16 protein-coding genes are annotated in these 17,688 nt (G+C 45.7%); 2 read left to right on the forward strand and 14 right to left on the reverse strand.

Annotated features, from left to right (window positions below; genetic code table 11):
- Positions 1–55 precede the first annotated feature (55 nt).
- Positions 56–2,602: a nitrite reductase large subunit NirB gene (nirB, locus tag OKC24_RS16935; protein ID WP_131275698.1), complete on the reverse strand. Its 2,547-nt coding sequence runs from the start codon at positions 2,600–2,602 to the stop codon at positions 56–58.
- A gap of 47 nt (positions 2,603–2,649) precedes the next feature.
- Complete coding sequence (locus OKC24_RS16940; RefSeq protein WP_130145838.1) at positions 2,650–4,029, reverse strand: MFS transporter; 1,380 nt, start codon at positions 4,027–4,029, stop codon at positions 2,650–2,652.
- Between the two features lie 441 nt (positions 4,030–4,470).
- Between OKC24_RS16940 and OKC24_RS16945 the strand changes: the two genes are divergently transcribed.
- Both OKC24_RS16945 and OKC24_RS16950 read left to right on the forward strand, forming a co-directional pair.
- On the forward strand, positions 4,471–5,058 hold the full coding sequence (locus OKC24_RS16945; RefSeq protein WP_130145836.1) for an ANTAR domain-containing response regulator: 588 nt from the start codon (positions 4,471–4,473) through the stop codon (positions 5,056–5,058).
- Between the two features lie 3 nt (positions 5,059–5,061).
- Positions 5,062–6,051 (forward strand): ABC transporter substrate-binding protein, encoded by a 990-nt coding sequence (locus OKC24_RS16950; protein ID WP_130145834.1) that lies wholly within the window; start codon positions 5,062–5,064, stop codon positions 6,049–6,051.
- Positions 6,052–6,131: 80 nt separating this feature from the next.
- On the opposite strand, the gene OKC24_RS16955 is transcribed toward OKC24_RS16950, so the two are convergent.
- From OKC24_RS16955 to OKC24_RS17010, 12 genes are all read right to left on the reverse strand, one after another.
- The gene (locus OKC24_RS16955; RefSeq protein WP_131275699.1) at positions 6,132–6,977 is read right to left on the reverse strand and encodes a DUF4116 domain-containing protein; all 846 of its coding nucleotides are present in this window, start codon (positions 6,975–6,977) and stop codon (positions 6,132–6,134) included.
- 69 nt (positions 6,978–7,046) lie between these two features.
- Complete coding sequence (dmpG, locus tag OKC24_RS16960) at positions 7,047–8,075, reverse strand: 4-hydroxy-2-oxovalerate aldolase (RefSeq protein ID WP_131275700.1); 1,029 nt, start codon at positions 8,073–8,075, stop codon at positions 7,047–7,049.
- Between the two features lies 1 nt (position 8,076).
- Positions 8,077–9,045, reverse strand: a complete 969-nt coding sequence (locus OKC24_RS16965) for an acetaldehyde dehydrogenase (acetylating) (protein ID WP_130145828.1) — start codon at positions 9,043–9,045, stop codon at positions 8,077–8,079.
- 10 nt (positions 9,046–9,055) lie between these two features.
- Positions 9,056–9,850 carry a 2-keto-4-pentenoate hydratase gene (locus tag OKC24_RS16970; protein ID WP_265466042.1) on the reverse strand — a complete coding sequence of 265 codons (795 nt, stop codon included), beginning with the start codon at positions 9,848–9,850 and terminating at the stop codon, positions 9,056–9,058.
- 165 nt (positions 9,851–10,015) lie between these two features.
- The gene (locus OKC24_RS16975; RefSeq protein WP_131275701.1) at positions 10,016–10,552 is read right to left on the reverse strand and encodes a VOC family protein; all 537 of its coding nucleotides are present in this window, start codon (positions 10,550–10,552) and stop codon (positions 10,016–10,018) included.
- A gap of 11 nt (positions 10,553–10,563) precedes the next feature.
- On the reverse strand, positions 10,564–10,779 hold the full coding sequence (locus OKC24_RS16980; RefSeq protein ID WP_005009939.1) for a ferredoxin: 216 nt from the start codon (positions 10,777–10,779) through the stop codon (positions 10,564–10,566).
- A gap of 36 nt (positions 10,780–10,815) precedes the next feature.
- Positions 10,816–11,313 (reverse strand): aromatic-ring-hydroxylating dioxygenase subunit beta, encoded by a 498-nt coding sequence (locus OKC24_RS16985; protein ID WP_086212211.1) that lies wholly within the window; start codon positions 11,311–11,313, stop codon positions 10,816–10,818.
- Positions 11,314–12,720, reverse strand: a complete 1,407-nt coding sequence (locus tag OKC24_RS16990) for an aromatic ring-hydroxylating oxygenase subunit alpha (protein WP_131275702.1) — start codon at positions 12,718–12,720, stop codon at positions 11,314–11,316.
- A gap of 95 nt (positions 12,721–12,815) precedes the next feature.
- Entirely contained in the window at positions 12,816–13,760 is a 945-nt protein-coding gene (locus OKC24_RS16995) for a VOC family protein (protein WP_131275703.1), read from the reverse strand.
- Positions 13,761–13,917: 157 nt separating this feature from the next.
- Positions 13,918–15,411: an NAD-dependent succinate-semialdehyde dehydrogenase gene (locus OKC24_RS17000; protein ID WP_307735402.1), complete on the reverse strand. Its 1,494-nt coding sequence runs from the start codon at positions 15,409–15,411 to the stop codon at positions 13,918–13,920.
- Positions 15,412–15,434: 23 nt separating this feature from the next.
- Positions 15,435–16,454 (reverse strand): dihydrodipicolinate synthase family protein, encoded by a 1,020-nt coding sequence (locus tag OKC24_RS17005; RefSeq protein ID WP_265466044.1) that lies wholly within the window; start codon positions 16,452–16,454, stop codon positions 15,435–15,437.
- Between the two features lie 78 nt (positions 16,455–16,532).
- Positions 16,533–17,534 carry an ornithine cyclodeaminase family protein gene (locus OKC24_RS17010; protein WP_265466045.1) on the reverse strand — a complete coding sequence of 334 codons (1,002 nt, stop codon included), beginning with the start codon at positions 17,532–17,534 and terminating at the stop codon, positions 16,533–16,535.
- Positions 17,535–17,688 lie beyond the last annotated feature (154 nt).

Below are 17,688 nucleotides of genomic sequence, written 5' to 3' on the forward strand. Positions count from 1 at the left end.
CATAAGGGAGAAATGAAAGAAGGTAAAATAAAAGCAGTTCTATTCGCTAAATTCGTTAAGCCTCAACCACTGGGATGCGACTCGCATCGCGCTCAGCTTCTGTTTTTGGGCGAATTTGCCCACGAACCTCTGCAAATTGAACATGAGGATCTTGCTGCTGTTCTGCTTTGGCATTGATAAATGTCACGAAGCGTTTTCGAACTTCAGGATCTTCAGCCGCTGTACGCCATTCATCTTGATATGTTCCAACCACATGGCTCATCCGGCGCTCAAGTTCTTCCGCTACACCTAAAGAGTCATGCACAATAACGTTTTTGAGATAATCTAAGCCGCCTTCCATGTTGTCACGCCATACCGAAGTGCGTTGTAAACGGTCTGCCGTTTGGATATAGAACATAAAGAAACGGTCGATATACTTGATCAAGGTTTGCGTATCTAAGTCAGAAGCAAGAAGCTCTGCATGGCGCGGCTTCATCCCGCCATTACCGCACACGTATAAGTTCCAGCCTTTTTCCGTCGCAATGACGCCGACATCTTTACTTTGCGCTTCGGCACATTCACGGGTACAGCCTGACACCGCCATCTTCAATTTATGCGGTGAACGTAAGCCTTTGTAGCGATTTTCGAGGAAAATGGCTAAACCCACTGAATCATCTACACCATAACGGCACCACGTGCTGCCGACACATGATTTCACCGTACGTAATGATTTGCCGTAAGCATGTCCTGACTCAAAACCTGCATGGATCAATTTTTCCCAAATTTCAGGAAGCTGATGCAGTTGCGCACCAAACATATCAACTCGTTGTCCACCGGTCAGTTTGGTATATAAACCGTACTCTTTAGCAATTTGACCGACCGCAATTAAGCCATCTGGTGTGACTTCACCGCCTGCCATACGCGGGACAACGGAATAAGTGCCATCTTTTTGAATGTTCCCCAGATAGTAATCATTACTGTCCTGTAAGCCTGCATGACTTGGTTTCAATACAAAGTCATTCCAGCACGATGCCAAAATATTGGCAGCTGTCGGTTTACAGATATCACAGCCTAAGCCATGACCATGCTGTTGAATGAGATCATCAAAAGTCTTAATTTCATTCACACGGACCAAGTGATACAGCTCTTGGCGTGAGTATGCAAAATGCTCGCAAATATGGTTATTGACCGTGACACCTTGACGCTGCAATTCAGATTTGAGCACTTGCGTGACCAATGCAGCGCAACCGCCACAGGCCGTTGCTGCTTTGGTGCATTTTTTCAGTGCGCCGAGGGAAGTTGAACCCTCTTGAATTGCCGAACAAATATCGGCTTTAGACACGTTGTTGCATGAACAAATCGTTGCACTGTCAGGAAGCAAATCCACACCACTGCCACCCGATTTTGCACCTGATTGTGCAAAGCCTGGCATGATGAGGCTTTCAGGATTCTCAGGAATTTCCAATCCATTCAGCATCATTTGCAATAAGTCGTTGTACTCTTTGGCACACCCCACCAAAACTGCACCAAGCAATTTGGTTTTTTCTGCATTCACCACGATCTTTTTGTAGATCATGGCGTCTTCATCTGCGTAGAAGTAGCTGAGAGAATTTGGGGTCATGGCATGCGCATCACCGACTGATGCCACATCGACACCCATCAGTTTCAACTTGGTGCTCATATCTGCACCAGCAAATTCAGTACAGCTTTGCTCAAGGACATGTTTAGCTGCAATACGCGCCATGTCATAGCCCGGAGCCACTAAACCGTAAATTTTATTTTGCCATAATGCGCATTCACCAATCGCATAAATGTCAGCATCAGAGGTTTGGCAGTAATCATTGATCGCAATACCGCCACGCTCACCAATGGCTAAACCGCTTTGACGCGCCAATTCATCGCGCGGGCGAATACCGGCTGAGAAAAGAACGATGTCGGTTTCAAGTTCAGAACCATCGCCAAACTTCATCACATGTGTGGCATTCACACCATCTTCAATACATGATGTTGCTTTTTGGGTATGGACTTTCACCCCTAGATTTTCAATTTTAGAGCGTAAAACTTTACCGCCTAAATCATCAATTTGAACTGCCATTAAACGTGGCGCAAACTCTACCACATGCGTTTCCAAATCTAAATCTCGTAATGCTTTTGCAGCCTCCAGCCCCAGCAAACCGCCGCCAATCACCACACCCGTTTTGGCATTTAAACTTGCTGCACGGATTGCATCCAAGTCTTCAATAGTGCGGTAAACAAAGCAGTTTTGACGGTCATTGCCCGGAATTGGCGGAACAAAAGCATACGAACCTGTCGCGAGAACCAATTTATCGTATGCAATGACTTCGCCATGATTGGTGGTGATCAATTTATTCACTGTATCAATTTCAGTGGCTTTGGTGTTGAGGCGCAGATCGATTCCGTAAGCATCGGCAAAGTCTGTGCGGCATAGCGTCAAGTCTTTTGCCGATTTACCTGTGAAATATTCTGTTAAATGCACACGGTCGTAAGCAAGGCGAGGCTCTTCTGCCAAAATCGTGATTTCAACCTCATCGCCTGCATGTTCCAAAACTGATTCAATGAATTTGTGGCCGACCATACCATGACCAATCATGACTAATTTCATTGCAAATCTCCTCAATCTTATATTTTGCTTATCTTTCAAATAACGGCTTATGCGATGTTGTTGTGTTGAACGCTGGCGGCTGCACCTTGCTCAAGGCGGTGACGCTCTTGAACGGCTTCTTCATACAGTTTTTGTTCTTTCTCTTTGTGTTCAACCGAGAAGCGGATCATCAGGACGAAACTCGCTGCAATCACCACCAAGCCGCCTAAAATCATCAATGTGGTTTGAATATCCAGCATCCCCTTGAGAAGGAAACCTGCTGCTACCGCACCGACGTTACCGCCTGCACCGATAATGCCTGCCACACCGCCTAAAGCATCACGGTCAATGAACGGAACCAATGCATAAGTCGCACCGCATGCCATGTGAGTAAACAGTGCAAAGACAGTCATTGCGAGAATGGCATACATTGGCGCATTCATTTGTGAGAATACGATCAGGAAGAAGCCTTCCATTAAGATCATGAGGAACAAAACTTTTGTACGGCCATCCAGGCCTTTTTTAGTTGCGACTTTATCTGACACAATGCCGCCCAAGGCGCGGGCAAACAGCGCCAATAAACCGAAGATTCCTGCTGCCATTCCCGCTTCTTTTAACCCGAAATTAAAGTGGTCGACGTAGTACATCGCAATAATGTTATGAATGAAGATTTCAATCCCGAAACATGCCGCATAAGCGCCAAACAAGATCCATACCCGGTAGTTGCGCGCTGCAGTCATTAAAATCGCCATGCCGCCTTTTTTATCTGAACCTACGGATACACCCTGTGCACGAAGCTCTTTAAAGTTGCCTTGCGGCGCATCTTGGGTAAATTTCCAGTACATGCAGCCCACGATGATCATCATGATGCCGGGAACCAGCAAAGCAATTCTCCACCCCAGTGTTTTTTCAACACCGAACATGACGATCGCGCCCAGCAATAAAGGCATTAAGGCTTGAGTTGCGCCGCCGCCTGCATTTCCCCAGCCAGCGGTTGCTGCATTGGCAGTACCCACCACATTCGGTGCAAACATGATGCTGGTATGATATTGCGTGATGACAAAGCTTGCGCCGATCGCGCCAATCAATAAACGGAAGAATAAGAAGGATTCATAACTGTTGGCAGACGCTACGCCAAAAACAGGAATTGCGCCAATGATCAATAAAGCCGTATAGGTTTTACGCGGACCGTATTTGTCACACAAAGGGCCGACGATCAGTCGGACGATAATGGTGATTGCCACTGCGGCAATGTTAATGTTGGCGATTTGATCTTTGGTTAAATGAAACTCTCCTGCAATGACCGGCATTAATGGTGCGCAGGCAAACCAAGCGAAGAAGCAGACAAAAAATGCGAGCCAACTCATGTGGAAGGCCCGCATTGCTGCTGAAGTAAAATTAAATAGACTTATTTTTGTCGCTTTATTAGCATTTAAATTTGAAGACATAACCTTCTCCTGACTGAACTGAACGCATGTAGTGCTCTGATATGCCGCTAATGCATATCAGAGCCGATCAGAACGGACATCGTTGGCCGTCTTTCAAATTTTGCAAGTCTTCTTTGACTTGCTGGTAATAAAGCATTGTTCATGCCAACTTTTAAAAATTAATGGATTTTTTTAGTTTTGCAGTATTTTAAAGTACAGTTTTAATGGATTGCCCTGCCTAAAGAGATGGGAAACATCAGATCTGCAGCTTTTTTTCTGCTGCGCGGCCTGTTTTGATTGAAAACTGCATAGCAACGATGCAAGACGCATCAAGATGGTGCAATGAGATGAAAACACTCTTAATACAGCCCTTACTTAAAGTGACTGTATCTATGATTGTAAGTTGGCATCTAAATTGCTTGCATGCGCATAGTATATGTCAGGATAGGCCTGAGTCTTTGCATGCCAAAACTAAAAATCGCCCTAATCGATGATGATATTGAACGGGCCTCTTTTATAAAAGAATCATTAATCGAGCATGGCTTCGAGGTTACAGCCTGCCTGTTAATCGATCATTTAAACAGTACCGATCTGCAGCAGCTGCATGCAGATGTCATTTTGCTGGATATGGATCATCCGCATCGCGATATTATTGAAAGCTGCGTCAGCCAGTTTGATCTGCCTACGGTGCTGTTTACCAAAAATTCGCATAAAGACACCATTAAAAATGCCATAGAAGCGGGTGTCACTGCCTATATTGTGGATGGGATAGACCCAGAGAAACTGGAGAGCATTTTAGAAATTTCGATTGAGCAATTTAAAAAGCATAAAAAACTTCTCAAAGATCTTAACGAAACTAAATGCAAATTGGCAGACCGCAAAGATATTGAAAAAGCCAAAGTACTGCTGATGCAGATGCATAGGATTGAAGAAGAGCAAGCCTTTACCTTATTAAGAAAAAATGCGATGAGCCACCGTATGACTATGGGTGAAATGGCCAGGCGGCTGATTGATGCCCAGGCCCTGCTGCAGTCACAATTTAAGGAATAACGCATGAATACGCTGGAAAAAACCGACATTCAACTAGGATATATTCCTTTACTGGACTGTACTGCAATTCTCTGGGCACAGCATCAGGGCTATTTCAAAGCGCAAGGCCTGAATGTCACTTTAGTTAAAGAAGCGTCTTGGGCCAGCCTGCGCGACCGCTTAGCCTTTGGAATTTTAGACGCTGCGCATTGCCTGTCTGCAATGCTTCCCGCGGCTGCAACCGGCGATGACCAGTTAGGAATTCCATTGCAGACCTCTTTAGTGCTCAGCACCAATAAAGCCTTTATCAGCCTAAGTCAAAAACGGTGCCATGAACTGCAGATTTCTGAACATGATACGCCCAAAGAATCTGCACAAAAAGTTGCCGAAGCCGTCAACAGTGGCGCAAAAATACAGCTGGCGCATGTCTTTAAGCAATCCATTCATCATTATTGCCTGCGTGAGTGGCTGGCTTTAGCTGATGCAGCGCTGGCTAGAAATTATCATTTAGCTACCCTGCCGCCGCCGTATATGGTCGATGCCATTTCTGCGCAGCTGATTGACGGATTTTGTGTCGGTGAACCTTGGAATATTCAAGCGCAAATTCAAGGCTACAGCCAAGTTATTGCAGACAGTAAACAGATTATTCCTGAAGTGGCGGATAAAGTTTTAGCCACAACTCAGGAGTGGGCAAAACAGCATCCAAATACCTTAAAAGCTATTGAAACCGCTATTCAGCTTGCGCAGCAGGATTTACAAACCCTGCAATCATTGGATGAAGTGTGGCAGATGCTGGTATGCAGCGACGTTATCCGGTTTAACTGCTCGCCTTGGGTGCATGTTGATAAATTTTATAAAATACAAAAAATTATCCGTTCATTTGGTGTGCAGGATGCCGTAAAGTCCAGTGATTTTGAATGGATTATGCAGCAAATGCGCAAATGGGATGACTTGGAGCTTGGACCTGACCAGATCAAAATAATTGCAGCGCAATGTACAGGAAATATGATTTAGCGTTGCGCAAAATGAAGCTTACCAAGTGAAGGGCTGAATGCTGAATAAAGTCGGCATGATTATCTTCAGCCTTGTTCATTTTAAGGCAAATACCTTTTATTCTTCTCATCGAGCTGTAAAGCCCGTGCGCAGATGTTTTGCGTTTTAAACCTGTGCGGAATATATTTAAAGCTCAGTGGATTTGTCCGCAATGCAGCCTGCAGCAATGTTTCAGAATAATAATCCAAAAACTGAATAACATTGGGTTTATGCATGATGGCTTCCAGCCAAAGCGCTTCATCTGCATGCTTTAAATATTGAATGGCATAAGGCCGAATCTGTACGGCTAAATTGCACAAGGCTTTGCTGGGCTGTTCAATAAATTGAATCACCATAGGATTCAGTTCTACGGCAATCATCTTCATAAGATCATTTGGCGCTTTAATATTTTGGATTGCCAACCCATTTTTCTTAATGGCTTTCACACATAATTCATTGGTTTGCTGCTTCACATATTTTATGGCAAGCGGATGAGCCCGTACGGCCGCCTCACAAATTTCCAGGCTTTGATTTTTGACATATTGTAAAGCAAAACCATTTTGCCTGACGGCCGTCAAGCAGATTTCAGCATTTGGAAACAGGACATGCTTCAATGCCAAGCCTTCATTTTTGACAGCCTGCAGAATAATTTCTTCAGAGGGGTCACGGATGTATTGCAGCAAATCGCCATTTTGTTTCACAGCCAGTAAGCAAATTTCAGGAGTTTGCTTTTTGACGAATTTAATTGCCCGCGGATTCTGACGCACCGCAGCTAAACACAGTACTTCAGTCTGTTTTTCAATATATTGCAGATATAAGCCGTTTTTTCGTACCGCTTCAAAATTGCTTGTATCCGATGGGTAATAAAGCGCACGTAATTCCATTTCAATACCGCTTTTATCAATCATATTTCTCTGAATAAGATGTCTTTTAGCCAAAGAAGGCAGAGATGCAAAACTGGCATCTCTGCAAACCCATTATGCTGACGACTTCTCTTTCAGCATATTCAGCGCGACATCCACAATCATATCTTCCTGACCGCCCACCATGCGGCGTTTACCCAGCTCGACTAAAATATCGAATGCAGATAAACCATATTTCTGTGCAGCTGTTTCGGTATGGCGTAAGAAACTTGAATACACACCTGCATAGCCTAGCGCCAGCGTTTCACGGTCTACACGCACTGGCCGCTCCTGCAAAGGACGCACAATATCTTCTGCTGCATCAATCAGCTTTTTCACATCACAGCCATGGTTTAAGCCCATACGCTGTACTGCTGCAATAAACACTTCCAATGGTGCATTGCCTGCACCAGCACCCATGCCTGTTAAGCTGGCATCTACACGGTTACAGCCATGTTCCAGCGCGACAATGCTGTTGGCTACACCCAAACTCAAGTTGTGATGTGCATGCATACCGGTTTCAGTTTCTGGCTTTAATACATCTTTCATGGCTTTAAAACGATCTGCAATGTCATACATATTCATTGCGCCGCCTGAATCCACCACATAAATGCACTGTGCGCCATAGCTTTCCATCAGCTTGCCCTGCTGCGCCAAACCTTCTGGCGTATTCATGTGGCTCATCATTAAGAAACCCACAGTGTCCATGCCCAGTTCACGCGCATATTCAATATGCTGCCTAGACACATCGGCTTCTGTGCAATGTGTTGCTACACGCACCACACGTGCGCCTGCATCATAAGCCGCTTTTAAATCATGAATCGTACCAATACCCGGTAACAGTAAAGTTGCCACTTTGGCATGTTTGACTTCACTGGCAACCGCTTCAATCCACTCTAGGTCGGTATGGGCGCCAAAGCCGTAGTTAAAGCTTGAACCTTGCAGTCCATCGCCATGCGCCACTTCAATGCTGTCCACACCCGCTTCATCTAAAGCACGGGCAATTTGACGGACTTGATCTAAGGAATATTGATGGCGGATGGCATGCATGCCGTCTCGCAAGGTCACATCAGAAACATAAATTTTACGCTGCGGATCAATCATTTTATGCTCCTTCTGCCGTATTGCTATTTGAGTTTGATTTTTGATTTAGATGCGTTTCAGCAAAGCGTTCTGCCGCTGCCAATGCGGCACTGGTCATAATGTCTAAGTTGCCTGCATAAGCGGGTAGATAATGCGCCGCGCCTTCTACTTCTAAGAAGATAGAGACTTTCAGGCCAGTCAGTTTTCCTACCCCTGAAATATTCAGCGGTCGGTCAGCACCAAATTCCTCAAACTGCACTTCCTGCTTTAAGCGGTAACCTGGCACATAAGCATGTACAGCATCCGCCATGTCTTTAACTGATTGACGGATCGCCTCTTGATCCGCTCCCAATTCTGCAAGGCAATACACTGTGTCACGCATAATTAATGGCGGTTCTGCTGGGTTCATAATGATGATGGCTTTGCCTTTTTGCGCACCGCCCACTTCTTCTATCGCTTTGGAAGTAGTTTCAGTAAATTCATCAATATTGGCGCGCGTACCCGGCCCAGCAGATTTACTGGCAATCGAAGCAATAATTTCTGCATAGTGTACTTTGGCAATGCGTGAAACGGCTTTCACCATAGGAATGGTAGCTTGACCACCACAAGTCACCATATTGATATTTGGCGCATCTAAGTGTTCATCCAGATTCACCACTGGAACAACATAAGGGCCAATAGCTGCTGGCGTTAGGTCAATCACCTGAATACCATGCTGCTGTAAAACAGCATTATGGTGCGCATGCGCACCTGCCGAAGTCGCATCAAAAACAATTTTAATGTCTTTAAATGACGGCAGTTTAAGTAAACCGTCTACACTTTCTGCAGTAGTTTCAAAACCAAAACGCGCTGCACGGGCTAAACCGTCTGAGTTTGGGTCTACCCCAACCATTGCACCCATTTCTACAAATTGGCTATTGCGCATAATCTTAATCATCAGATCTGTACCGATGTTGCCAGATCCAATAATCGCGCATTTAATTTTTGACATGCTCTTTTCCTTATCCATTCGACTGCGCGAATACAGCAGTCACGGCACCAAAGCCTTCAATCTGCACCTGAAATTCATCCCCAGCATGGGCAACCACCATTGGACCTAAAGCGCCTGTCAGCACCAAATCGCCTTTTTGCAATGGACGCCCGCGCTTGACCATTTCATCTGCCAGCCAAACAGCCGAATTTAAAGGATTAGCTAAGCAAGCTTTGCCCATGCCTTCAGAGACCACCTCACCCGCACGTGTCATCTGCATTTTGCAATTGACCAAATCCACATCTGTAAGCGAAACAGGCTGTGAACTCAGCACATAGGCTGCCGATGAAGCATTGTCAGCCACAGTATCTAGCAGTGAGATTTTCCAGTTTTCAATTCGGCTATCGACCACTTCAATGGCAGCCAGCGCATAGTCTGTAGCACTGATAATGTCAGCATAGGTATGCTTGGCTTGGCTTAAATCGGCCTTAAGTACCAAAGCAATTTCTGCCTCTACTTTAGGCTGAATCAATTTGCCTGCAGGAATTGCCTCGCTATCGCCATAAGCCATATCGGCAAACAGCATGCCAAAATCTGGTGAATCTACCCCGAGCTGTTTCTGCACCGCCACAGAAGTCAAACCAATCTTACGGCCGACTAAACGGCGTCCATTCTTTAATGCACGTTCAGTATTGATGTCTTGAATGGCATAGGCATCATCTACTGAGGCCTGTTCGCCAAGTGCTGCACGAATGGGGGCTATAACTTGTCTGGATTGTTCGGCATCAAATAATGCCTGTGCAAAATGTTCCGCAGTTTTGGACATGATGATCATCCTTATTCTTTATGCGCTTTGACAAAATTTAGGCAATGTCAGGCCCTAAGCAATTCACGCTTATTGAATGAATTACAGGGTTATTGCCGTGGTTTAAATGCGTTACTGATTTGAAAAATTCCAGCCGCTGAGGACAGCTGGAACCCTAAAAATGTTTTAGTCGGTAATGCTGACGTTTTTACCGCTTTTTAATTCAGCCATGCGGTCGTTCAATTCGCCATCCACATAATAAAGTTCTGTAAAGCAGCCGATTTGATCGCGGGTATCAAAGTAGGCCCAGCGGCAGTTGCCGAATGGCCCTTCAAAGAAGCCTGCCATGGCTTTTTTGATGCCTAAATCGGTGTAATGCTGTTCAGCCTGCGCATATTCTTCAGCATCTTTTTGACGGAAGCCAATGTGATGCGGGCCTTTGCCTTTATCATCCAGCCAGTCTTTATATACACTCTGACCGCCATCATGGCGCGCCAGCTCAATTAAAGTCTCGCCGGCGAAACCATAAGCGCAGCTGAACTGAAAGTCACCCGGTTGACCGTAGTACTCTTTTTCCTTTTGCGTTTGCGATAAACCTTCAGCAACGTTCCACACTTCCACGCCATTGGTTTTACTGAAAAAATCCATAGCCTGCTGTAAGTCTTCTACGACAAAACAGATTTGATCAAAACGCTTGCTGAGCATTGCATTGACTTGTGGCATTTAAATGCTCCTTATGCCGTTTCTAAAATGCGAAAACTAATCGCTTGAGCTGGACAAGCACTGGCCAGTTCTTTAATTTCATCTTCACGGTCTAAATCCACCATATGCAGCTTGAGCTGTGCCACTTGACTGCCTTGCGGAATTTCAAAAATATCCTCAGACATTAGGCACATACCGTAACCTTGGCATTGTTTACTGTCTAAAATGACTTCAATTTTCTGTGTCATGAGATTTCATCCTTAAATCAAATACTGTGTTGTTTTTTATAAAAATACGCCAAGGTTGGGTGTGCGCAGCACCGCTTCAGTCAGTACCGCTTTACGTTTCAGCAAACGCGCGCCTTGCTCAGTGATTTTTAAAGTATCTACGCGGCGGTAAGGAATAATATCGCCCTGCTCGTCATGGCCGCGCTGGCGGTACATGATGGTTGCGCTATGTACATTCACGACATCCGCCTGCTCAGTCGGCTCTATCATCACGCTGCCAATAACACGTAAAGTCCGTGACGGCGGCACTTCCGCCCAAGCCTGACCAGACGCCATGCGGTCGATACGCACTTTGATGTGCGCCTTTGTATCTAATATGCGGTACGCATTCCCTGGGAATTCGTCTTTATAATGAAGTGAGCTGATGCGCAGCGGCACTTCGTAGACAATTTCATCGTCCAATAACGCAAACCATTCATCAAAACGGCGCTCATCCAAGAGCAACGCTTCTTGCGCTAAAAAATTATGTACAGTTTCGCGAGTTGTAAAATCCATTTATGCCACTCCTTTTTGCTGTGCATTGTCATCGGCCAAGCAGGTTTCTTTGGCTTTTTGGCCTTCACGCATTTCTTTTAACCAGCGTCGCCAAAAGCCAATTTGGCAATATTCACCATAAATGGATGGATGGAATTCACCTGGGCCTTTCCAGTCTGGATCTGCGCCTGTTTGCTTTTGGCTATAGTGCAAATTCACTTGTTCTTTACGCATCCACGGGCTTTGTGCGCCTTTGGCAATACCTTCCCACACTGCAGTGTCATCTGCTTCAAAAATACCGCCTGAACCAAAGGCATATTGGCCTGCTGCATAGGCTTTTTCTGCATAAGCTTCAGGTACAAAGCTAAATTCAAACTCGTAGTTCCACAGCTCCATTACACCCGGTGCAACTGGCTGCCACATACGAATATTGGTAAATGGAATTGGCATTTCACCCGGTGCTGGCGGATGCGGCAAACGCATATAGCTAAAGTTCGGGAAAATCGTACCAATGGTTGGCGGCACGTCTTTAATCATCTGTACTTGAACATTGTCTAGTTTTGATAGATCAAAGTTGGCTTGTAATTCTGGTGGATAACCCCAGTTTGGCAATGGAATGCCGACCATGCCTGATAAATCATGACCAATGAAGCTGTTGCCGTTGCCAAAGTCATAACCCGATGCATGGGTACTTACTTGGTTCACACTTGGAATAAAGCCCGTGCTGGCAGCTGATAAATGCGCTGTGCTGACGTGGTATGCATCGCCGCAGAAGTTTTCCGCACCGCTTTTCCAGTCGGCTTTGACTTGGAAACGCTCTGGCTCTTTCAGCAAACGTACACCGTCTGGATGAATACCAAAAATTGCATCCAATGCCCAAACGGTATCGCCCAAATATTCACGTAGAGGCGGTACATCTTCATTTAAAGACGCAAAAATAAAACCGTAAATGCTTTCAACTTTGGCTGCGCGTAAAAGTCCCCATTCTTTCGCATCAAGCTTGCCGCCGTAAGCATCTTTCATATGCGGCGCGCCCATCCAATCACCGTTGTTTTTGTAAACCCAGCCATGGTACGGACATTTAAAACTTGAGGCATTGCCGCGGTCGTTATGGCACACTTCTGTTCCGCGGTGACGGCAGTGATTGAGCAAAACATTGATTTTATTTTCGCTGTCACGAGTCACAATGACTTTATCTAAACCCAAACGGCGCAGTACATAGTCACCCGAATTTGGAATTTCAGTCTCATGCGCAATGAAAATCCAATTGCGGGTAAAGATACGCTCCATTTCTGCGCGGAACACCGCATCATCATTGAAGATATCAATCGGCAAGAAACCTTTGTTAATACTTTCTTCTACACGATCACATAAGTGATCAACATATTCTTCATCACTTCCTGCTGTCACTTGAATGTACTTGAACATGTGACTCTCCTTCCATTTTTGTTATCGCTGCCTGAGGGCTGAATCAACATCCTGCCGATTCAGCGCTTGGGTACTTTCAGTATTTAAACTTTGAATTAGCCTGCTTTTTTGGCAGGTCCATTAAATGGCGCCCAGTTCTGCTTGCGGAATTCCAGCAGATAGGCTTGTGCATTGTCTTCATGCAATGGCAGTTCACGCGGCACCCAGTCGGTATCCAGCTGATCCATATCAGCATCGTATTCAAAACGGCAGCCCAATGGGCCATCAAAATACCAGAACCAGTTTGAACCTAGACCGTGGCGGCCCGGCCCCCAAAAGCTTTCATGTCCAGCCTTTGCAAAACGCTGACCTGCCAGCATCAATTCGCTTGGGCCAGAAAGGTGGAATGAAATGTGTTCTACGCCTTTAATATGCTCAGGTGCTTGAATCAAAAACAAAGTGTGGTGATCCGTCGTACCGCCAGCACGCAGGAATGGCCCGCCGCCTAAACGATCGCTCACGCGGAAACCTAAGCGTTTTACATAGAAAGCTTCTGCTTTGGCAGCATCGGGTACAAACACCGCTGTGTGCGCCAAAGTACGCGGTTTAATTTCAATGGAATGGTCTACACCCAAAACATTCAGCGGACGTTCATGCGCTGCACCCGGCGCATTGATTTTTTCGACTGGAAGATTCAACTCGCGGCGTATGCTGATCTGAAAACCAATACAAATACCTGAATCATCCACTGTTTCCAGTGCGCCATTGTCCAATACTTTAACGTCGCGGTCAGTGCTCAGCTCAGCTTGAATGGCATCCAGTGTTGCTTGGTCGGCAACGCCATAAACCATTTTGCGTAATTGGCTCATTGAAGGCAGCTTAGCAGGCAAAGCTGCATGATCAGCTTCGGCAGCCAAGATACCCGTGCCGTCCAATGTTTCAAAAGCACGGCCAAAGGCTTGGTTCGGCACTTCGGTCAAACCGAAATCCTGCATAAATTGAACTGAAGCGGCCAAATCATTTGCACCGTAAATCAGTTGATCAATCCCGATAATATTCATTCCATTACTCCTGTATTTCTTCCTCGAAATACGCGTATTACTTTGATCTTTTTATGTTGCCGTTTTACTGCTTCATGCATCGGCTATCGGACTGTTCAGCATTGTGTCCAAATGACTGAACGCCCAATAGTAGATATACTGCTAATTGACTATTGACTTAGCCTGTGAGCAATCCATCCCAGCACATGTATTTCATTTCCAAGAACTCATCAATGCCGTAATGTGAACCTTCACGGCCAAGCCCGCTTTGCTTCACACCGCCAAAAGGCGCGACTTCATTAGAAATTAAACCTGTGTTAATCCCGATCATGCCAGCTTCCAAAGCTTCGGATGTACGCCATACACGTGCAGCATTCTGACTGTATAGATATGCAGCTAGACCAAATTCGCTGTCATTAGCTTGCGCAATCACGTCTTCATCTGTACTAAAACGGATTAAAGGCGCCACTGGGCCGAAAGTTTCGTCATGTGCAATCACCATGTCTTTGGTGACATTGGTCAACACTGTCGGTTCAAAGAAGAATCCGCCAAGTTCACTGCGACGACCGCCGCACACCACAGATGCACCATGCTCTACTGCATTGGCAATATGCGACTGCACTTTTTCAACTGCACCAGCATCAATGAGTGGACCTTGAACTACACCTTCTTCCAAGCCATTGCCGACTTTCAGTTCTTTGACTTTGGCTGCTAAGCGCTGTGCAAATTCATCATAAATGGCATCCTGCACATAGATACGGTTGGCAGAAATACACGCCTGACCTGTGTTGCGGAACTTAGAAGCAATTACACCATCTACAGCAAGATTCAAATCTGCATCATCAAAGACAATGGATGGCGCATTGCCGCCCAATTCCATCGAGCATTTTTTAATGGTCGCTGCCGACTGTTCCAGCAAGGTACGGCCCACTTCGGTTGACCCCGTAAAGGTAATTTTACGAACCAATGGATGTGAAGTTAGAATCCCGCCAATAATGCGTGTGTCATTACCGGTTAAAACGCTAAAAACGCCTTCTGGCACACCTGCACGACGTGCAAGTTCAGCCAAAGCCAAAGCCGTCATTGGGGTTTGGCTGGCAGGTTTTACCACCATGGTACAGCCTGCAGCGAGCGCTGGGCCTGCTTTACGGGTGATCATTGCCGCTGGGAAATTCCAAGGCGTAATGGCAGCGCATACGCCAATCGGCTGTTTAAGCACAACAATACGCTGTGTGTCTTTTGGCGCAGGTAATACATCACCACGGATACGCTTTGCTTCTTCTGCAAACCATTGCAGGAATGACGATGCATAATCCATTTCACCACGTGCTTCAGTTAAAGGCTTGCCTTCTTCTAAAGTGATAATGGTGGCTAAATCTTCTTTATTTTCCACCACCAACTGATACCAGCGGTTGATGATTTCATAACGCTGTTTTGCAGTCGTCTTACGCCATTTTTCAAAAGCTGTTTGTGCTGAAGCAATCGCGTGGTTGGTTTCATCTTCTTTACAGCGCGGTAATTTCACCAGCTCTAAACCCGTTGCTGGGTTATTTAAGCTGTAAGTGCCGTGGGCAGTTTCATGAATCCACTGACCATTAATAAATGCGCCCATTTTCCAAAGGCTTGGATCTTTCAGTAAATCTGCAGGATTAATCTGTGCAATGCTGTTCATTTGTCTATCCTTTCATCTTCGCCTTATTCAGGGAAACGGCCTACAAGGAATTCGCTGTCTGGGTCATTGGTGCATGGCAAACCTGATGCAATCAAACCTTGACGCAGTACTTTCATTTGACGGTCTGGGATACGTGCAATCGGTGCACGTAATGGGCCGCCGTTAAAGCCTGCTAACCAGTCCATGTATTTCCAGTGCGCACGGTTGATGTAGTTTGAACCTGGCATATAAGCACCCGTCGCTGCACCCACTGCACCGCGTGCAGGCTGCGCTTGCCAGTACAGGTTCATCGCTTCATCAAAGTTGCCTTCTTTGGCTAGATTAAAGGTTTTCACAAAATGATCACCCATCCACTGCGTATAGCTGGTTCCTGAGAATTGCATATCGGTATAACGAAGCAGCGGAATTACGTCACTTTCGATTGGACAAGTCACCACGATTTGATCATTGAAACGTTCATAGCTGTCGACTAAACCTGCAATGTGCGGGAAGCCTTGCTCAGCTTTTAAAGACACGACATTTGGACAGTCATCAATTAAACGTTGAATCAGTTCAGGTGACATGCCTTGTGGATGGACACGTTCAAAGCCCCAAAGTGGAATAGCAAATAGCATCACACCTAATTCCGTCGCATCACAAAATGCTTTGGTGTAGTCATAAATGTCTTGTTCTGAGGTTGGCCAGAAGTTTGATGGATAAGACAGCAGCACGATATCTGCACCTGCTTTTTCCGCCAATTTTACTGCACGGATATTTTCTTCTAATGTGCCAAAACCTGCATGGAAGAATAAGCCGAGTTTGTCGCCAGCTTGATCTTTTGCCCATGCGGTAAATTGCGCATTTTCTTCGGGAGTAATCGCAACTTCTGTACATAGCAATGTGTAGGTGTAGCCTAGGTCGATGACTTTTTGAATATCGTGACGAATGCCTTTTTCGTTTAAACGGCTTAAATCTTGGCTATAGCTTGGAATGGTTACTGATGAACAGCCTTTTAAATGTTCCTTCGCCCACGCGCGTGCATCTTCACGTTTGTAATTTGCCATGTTGAAACTCCTTATCCTTTTTACTTGCTAAATCAATACTTTTTAAATCTAAAAATTTGCTATTAAATCAATGGGATTTTAACGATCAATGGTGACAATGCTGTCTTGCATTTCTTGATACAGGTCTGCACTTTTGGCATTGCGCAGTAGCATTTCTGCAGTCACGATGTCCTGCAGCGCTGAACCTACGGATTTGTAGATGACGATATCTTCTGGCTTTTGGCGAACTTGCACCTGCCCTGACATCACATCTGAAAGTGAGACTGTTTTGGCAGCGACGTCACAGCCAGCTTCGATTGCAACCAGTGAATCACCTGTTTCGTGCAGGACTTCTTCTGGCATATCTGCAACAATAAGTTGCGCGGCTTGCACGGTTGCAACATCGAGTTCGCGCTGTTCTGGCAAAGTTGAGCTAACAGAAACAATGGTCATGCCCGGCTCTAGCCAAGCTGCGTCAAAGACTGGCCCACCGTCACGGCTACGTGATGCACACACCACAACATTGGCGTTTTTTACAGCTTCTTCTGGGCTTGCAACGGCTTGTATGTCTAGGCCATACAGCTCTGCAAATTCTTGCGCGATTTTTTCACGGTTAGCTTGGGTTGGGCTGTAAACGCGAACTTTGGCAATTCGGCCTGTAGCATTTAGTGCATGTAAATGGCTGCGAGCCAATGCGCTTGAACCGAGTACCGCAATATCTAATTTGTCTGAACCTGCCAATGCATTGACTGCAACAGCTGAGCTAGCCGCGGTGCGGATGTCTGTAATGCGGTTGCCGTCAATGAGTGCGGCAAGGCGCATGGTGTCTTGGTCAAACAGTGAGATGAGGTAGCTGGCTTTTTTGTTTTTTGGGCTAGCTGCAATGAGTTTGCAGCCCATGTATTGTTTAGATGGTGATACTGCACATAAGCTGCGTAGCCAAAAGCCTTCTCCGCGCGCCATAGTACGCGGCGGTACCATAGCTGCTGATATTGGTTGTTTGTAGGCTGTACTTAGTGCTTCAATTGCGCTTGGCCAAGTTGCAAGTTCTGCAACATGGTCATCGTTTATAAATAAGGTTGGGTGGTGTGCGTGGTTCACTACCGAACTCCGTTTCAGTCATTTTTTTCTAATGTACTGAAGCGAGATATGCGGAGCTAGCATGTAGGGTGTAAAGCAGTTATCTATTAAATGGATGGATATGAAGATAATTCAGAGATGGATCCGGAAATTTGAACAACTCCTATAAGTGATA

Source organism: Acinetobacter entericus (genome assembly GCF_026168575.1).
GTDB lineage: Bacteria > Pseudomonadota > Gammaproteobacteria > Pseudomonadales > Moraxellaceae > Acinetobacter > Acinetobacter bouvetii.

Excerpts from the sequence above, each read along its gene's own strand:
- nirB (WP_131275698.1), bottom strand. The coding sequence starts at position 2,602 with ATGAAATTAGTCATGATTGGTCATGGTATGGTCGGCCACAAATTCATT.
- OKC24_RS16940 (WP_130145838.1), bottom strand. The coding sequence starts at position 4,029 with ATGTCTTCAAATTTAAATGCTAATAAAGCGACAAAAATAAGTCTATTT.
- OKC24_RS16945 (WP_130145836.1), top strand. The coding sequence starts at position 4,471 with ATGCCAAAACTAAAAATCGCCCTAATCGATGATGATATTGAACGGGCC.
- OKC24_RS16950 (WP_130145834.1), top strand. The coding sequence starts at position 5,062 with ATGAATACGCTGGAAAAAACCGACATTCAACTAGGATATATTCCTTTA.
- OKC24_RS16955 (WP_131275699.1), bottom strand. The coding sequence starts at position 6,977 with ATGATTGATAAAAGCGGTATTGAAATGGAATTACGTGCGCTTTATTAC.
- dmpG (WP_131275700.1), bottom strand. The coding sequence starts at position 8,075 with ATGATTGATCCGCAGCGTAAAATTTATGTTTCTGATGTGACCTTGCGA.
- OKC24_RS16965 (WP_130145828.1), bottom strand. The coding sequence starts at position 9,045 with ATGTCAAAAATTAAATGCGCGATTATTGGATCTGGCAACATCGGTACA.
- OKC24_RS16970 (WP_265466042.1), bottom strand. The coding sequence starts at position 9,850 with ATGTCCAAAACTGCGGAACATTTTGCACAGGCATTATTTGATGCCGAA.
- OKC24_RS16975 (WP_131275701.1), bottom strand. The coding sequence starts at position 10,552 with ATGCCACAAGTCAATGCAATGCTCAGCAAGCGTTTTGATCAAATCTGT.
- OKC24_RS16980 (WP_005009939.1), bottom strand. The coding sequence starts at position 10,779 with ATGACACAGAAAATTGAAGTCATTTTAGACAGTAAACAATGCCAAGGT.
- OKC24_RS16985 (WP_086212211.1), bottom strand. The coding sequence starts at position 11,313 with ATGGATTTTACAACTCGCGAAACTGTACATAATTTTTTAGCGCAAGAA.
- OKC24_RS16990 (WP_131275702.1), bottom strand. The coding sequence starts at position 12,720 with ATGTTCAAGTACATTCAAGTGACAGCAGGAAGTGATGAAGAATATGTT.
- OKC24_RS16995 (WP_131275703.1), bottom strand. The coding sequence starts at position 13,760 with ATGAATATTATCGGGATTGATCAACTGATTTACGGTGCAAATGATTTG.
- OKC24_RS17000 (WP_307735402.1), bottom strand. The coding sequence starts at position 15,411 with ATGAACAGCATTGCACAGATTAATCCTGCAGATTTACTGAAAGATCCA.
- OKC24_RS17005 (WP_265466044.1), bottom strand. The coding sequence starts at position 16,454 with ATGGCAAATTACAAACGTGAAGATGCACGCGCGTGGGCGAAGGAACAT.